General features: G+C 72.4%; 3 protein-coding genes. 1 reads left to right on the forward strand and 2 read right to left on the reverse strand.

From position 1 onward, the window contains the following. Positions 1 to 22: 22 nt before the first annotated feature. Entirely contained in the window at positions 23 to 874 is an 852-nt protein-coding gene (locus PV341_RS44920; RefSeq protein ID WP_500323424.1) for an oxidoreductase, read from the reverse strand. Between the two features lie 173 nt (positions 875 to 1,047). Between PV341_RS44920 and PV341_RS44925 the strand changes: the two genes are divergently transcribed. Beyond that, positions 1,048 to 1,593 (forward strand): TetR/AcrR family transcriptional regulator, encoded by a 546-nt coding sequence (locus PV341_RS44925; RefSeq protein WP_500323425.1) that lies wholly within the window; start codon positions 1,048 to 1,050, stop codon positions 1,591 to 1,593. A 27-nt stretch (positions 1,594 to 1,620) separates the two neighbouring features. On the opposite strand, the gene PV341_RS44930 is transcribed toward PV341_RS44925, so the two are convergent. Next, positions 1,621 to 1,731, reverse strand: a complete 111-nt coding sequence (locus PV341_RS44930; protein ID WP_500336344.1) for a LuxR C-terminal-related transcriptional regulator — start codon at positions 1,729 to 1,731, stop codon at positions 1,621 to 1,623. Positions 1,732 to 1,737 lie beyond the last annotated feature (6 nt).

Below are 1,737 nucleotides of genomic sequence, written 5' to 3' on the forward strand. Positions count from 1 at the left end.
GCGGAGTACGGGGGGCGGGGGGTCACGCGGAGCCGGAAGTGACCGGGTGGTCCGTGGAGCGGCTGAGGTGCGCCCACGTCCTGGCCTCCGTCAGACGTGCCTCCTCGGCGTCCAGCGCGATCTCCAGCGCGTCGCTGCCGAGCAGCAGGCGGCGCGGGGGCTCCTCGGCGCCGACGACGTCGACGATCGCCCGGGCCATGCGGGCCGGGTCGCCGGGCTCGTTGCCGCTGTAGGCCGCGAACCGCTCCTGCCACTGCCCGACGGTCTGCTCGTAGTCGGCGCCGATCGGGCCCGAGGTCAGCGCGGCGCCGGCGGCCCAGCCGGTGCGGATGCCGCCCGGCTCCACGATGGTCACCTTGATGCCGAGCGGGGCCACCTCGTTCGCCAGGACCTCGGAGAAGCCCGCGACCGCGAACTTGGCGGTCTGGTAGGCGCTGAGGCCGGGCGTGCCGCCGACCCTGCCGCCGATGGACGAGATCTGCACGAAGTGCCCGGTGCGCCGGCCGCGCAGGACCGGCAGCGCCGCCCGCGTCACGTTGACGACCCCGAAGAGGTTCGCCTCGATCTGGGCCCGGAACTCGTCCTCCGGGAAGTCCTCCACCGAGCCGTTGGTCGCGTAGCCCGCGTTGTTGACCACGACGTCGAGGCCGCCGAAGCGCTCGACCACCGACGCGACCACGCGCCGGGCCTCCGCGGGCGAGGTGACGTCCAGCGCGAGGCTCTGGAACCGCTCGGGGTGCGCCGCCGCCAGTTCCGCGAGCGCCTCTGGCTTGCGCGAGGTCACCGCGACCCGGTCGCCCGCCTCCAGCGCCGCGACCGCGAGGGCCTTCCCGAGGCCCTGGGAACCACCGGTGATCAGCCATGTACGTGCCATGGGACGTTCCTCCTGTCCTGCGACGAGCGCTCTCGGGCCGGGGGACGGATCCGAGGTCACTGTCGAAGCTCTTCGAATAATTGCAACACCAATGTAGCACTATGCGGGCCCGATGCAGCGGGCGTGATGGTGATGTGCGTCTAACTGCGACTCGCTGTTACCATGACGCCATCATGAGAGCCGATGCCGCACGTAACCTCGCCGTGGTCCTGCGCACCGGGGCCCGGCTGCTGGCCGAGGACCCCGGCACGTCGATGTCGGCCATCGCCAGCGCGGCGGGGGTGGACCGGACGACCGTCCACCGCCGCTTCGCCACGCGCGAAGCCCTGCTCAACGCCGTCTTCCACGCGAAACTCGACTCCGCCGAGCGCGTCCTCGACGAGGCGCGGCTCATGGAGGCGCCCGTGGGCGTGGCCCTCCACCGCTACGTGGAGGGGATCGTCCCCGTCAGCCGTGAGTGGCCCGTCGACACGCGCCGCATGATGCGGCAGGATCCGGAGGCCGACCGCCGGCGTGCGGAGCAGAGTGCGCGGCTGGACGCCTTCCTGCGGCGCGCCGCGGACGAGGGCCATCTGCGCCCCGACGCCTCCCCGGAGTGGGTGAGGGCGGTCCTCGACCAACTGGTGGACACCGTCGCCCACCGCTTTCCCGACGTGGAGCCCCCGCGGGCTGCCGACCTCGTGGTGGAGACGTTCCTCAACGGCTTCGGCCGCTCCTGATCCTCCGGGCGGCCGGAAACGCGGAGGTCACAGTCCGAGGGCGATGGCGGTGCGGGTGAGTTCGGCGGTGCTGTAGATGCCGAGCTTGGCGCGGATGCGGCGGAGGTAGGCGTCGACGGTGTGCTTGGACAGTCCCATGTGGCG

The organism is Streptomyces sp. PA03-1a, assembly GCF_033792805.1.
GTDB lineage: Bacteria > Actinomycetota > Actinomycetes > Streptomycetales > Streptomycetaceae > Actinacidiphila.